The 1918-nt window shown below is 72.3% G+C and carries 1 protein-coding gene; it reads left to right on the forward strand.

From position 1 onward, the window contains the following. The coding region (locus tag VR44_RS45080; protein WP_157880334.1) for a LysM peptidoglycan-binding domain-containing protein at positions 1 to 1918 on the forward strand (1918 nt) is incomplete at both ends.

Here is a 1918-nt window from a genome sequence, read left to right on the forward strand (position 1 = left end):
CCCCCATCCCCGGCTCCGGCAACGAGGCCGCACCGCACGCCGGCACCCCGGCCAACGCGTCGAGCACGGCCGTGACGTACACGGTCCGCGATGTACGGCCCGCTGAGAGCCTGTGGTCCATCGCCCAACAGACGCTCGGCAGCGGGGAGCGGTGGACGGACATCGCCGCCCTCAACCACGGCCGCACCATGACAGACGGGACGGTCTTCGACGCCGAGCGGCCCATCCAGCCGGGATGGGTGCTCACCCTGCCTGCCAGCGCCACCCTCCCCTCCGCACCGGCAACGGACGCAACCGGAGAGGGGAGCGCCTCGCGCGGCGCCAGTCAGGTCCGGTACACGGTTCACGACGGGGACAGCCTCTCCTCCATCGCAGCCGACCAGCTGGGCGACCCAGACCGCCATCAGGAGATCTTCGCCCTGAACCAGGGCCAAGCTCTTCCCGACGGCGGCACCTTCACCAACCCGGATCTGATCTATCCCGGCCAACAGCTCACCCTCCCCCAAACCTCAGGAACCCAGGCCCCCACCCCGGCCCCGCGAAGCCCCGAGTCCGGCCCGGCCACGCCACCGGCCACCACCCCGCCGGCGGCGACGGCGCCTGAGCAGACGGCTCCGCCTGCTCAGGCCTCTTCGCCTCCCGCACCGGCCGCCGCACCATCGGCCCAGCTCCCGACAAGGGCACCTGCGTCCGCCTTGCCGGCCCCGAGCTCCTCCCCCGCCCAGACCTCAGCCCCGGACGCCACGCGTGCGCAGAGCGCCGCGGCCAGCGTGAACTGGGCGCTGGTGGCGGGACTCGGGACGCTGCTGGCCGCGTCCCTGGCCGGCGCTCTGGGCGTGCGCCGGATTCTGCAACAGCGCCAGCGCCGCGCGGGCCAGACCATCGCCCAGGACAACGACCCCAACAGCCTCGAACAGCTCCTGACAGCGGCCGGCGAGCCCGCTGGCGTCGAAATCCTCGACCGCATCCTGCGTGCCCTCGCCCACCAGGCCGCCACCGACGAACGCGCGCTGCCCACCCTGCGCGGCGTGCTCCTGGCGGGCAAGGAGGTCCGCCTGCTCCTGGACGAGTCGGCCGACCCCGTGGCCCCATTCACCGCGGGGCCCGACAGCCGTACCTGGACCCTGGACCCCGTAGCCGTTCTCCCCGATGCCGAAATGCTGAACGACGTCGAGGCCCCCTACCCGGGCCTGGTTACCCTCGGCGCCCACGAGGACGGGCTGCTGCTGGCCGACCTGACCACCTGCCACGTCCTGCTCCTGGACGGCACCCCGGAGGAGGTCCTCGAAGTCGGCCGCGCTCTGGCCCTGGAACTGGGAACGTCGGGGTGGACCGACTACAGCGAGATCCTCACCGCTGGCCTCGGTAGCCGCCTGGCCAAGCTCCTGCCGCAGGGCCGGATCCGCACCATGCCCCACCTGCCGGCCGTCGCCGCCGACCTTGGCGAACTCCTCCTCGAAGCCCACCAGAGCGGCGAGCAGGTCCTGCCCTGGCTGATGATCGGCGTCGGCGACCACGATCAGGAACACCTGGCTCAGCTCGCCGATGCGCTCGCCGCCGCCCGGAACCTGAAGACCGCTGTCGTGCTGCCTGCGAGTGAGGCGGCCCAGCGCGTCTTCCCGCACGCCGAGATCATCGACGTCACGACAGGGCAGGAGGCCCTCCTGGCCCCGCTCGGCCTGCCCGTCACCCTGCAACGCATCACCGACGAGCAGTACCGGCAGTATGTCCACGTCCTGCAGATCTCCACCCAGGACCCAGTACCGGCCACCGGCTCCTGGGAATTCGCGGAATCCCATGATCAGGCGGCCGCGTGCGGACGGCCTCTGACCCTACGGTCCACCACCGCCGATGCCCAGGACCCCGGCAACCCCTTCCCCGCGCTCATCGCCGCCTCCCCGGCCACCACTCCCCAGCC

The sequence above is a fragment of the Streptomyces katrae genome (assembly GCF_000966975.1).
GTDB lineage: Bacteria > Actinomycetota > Actinomycetes > Streptomycetales > Streptomycetaceae > Streptomyces > Streptomyces katrae.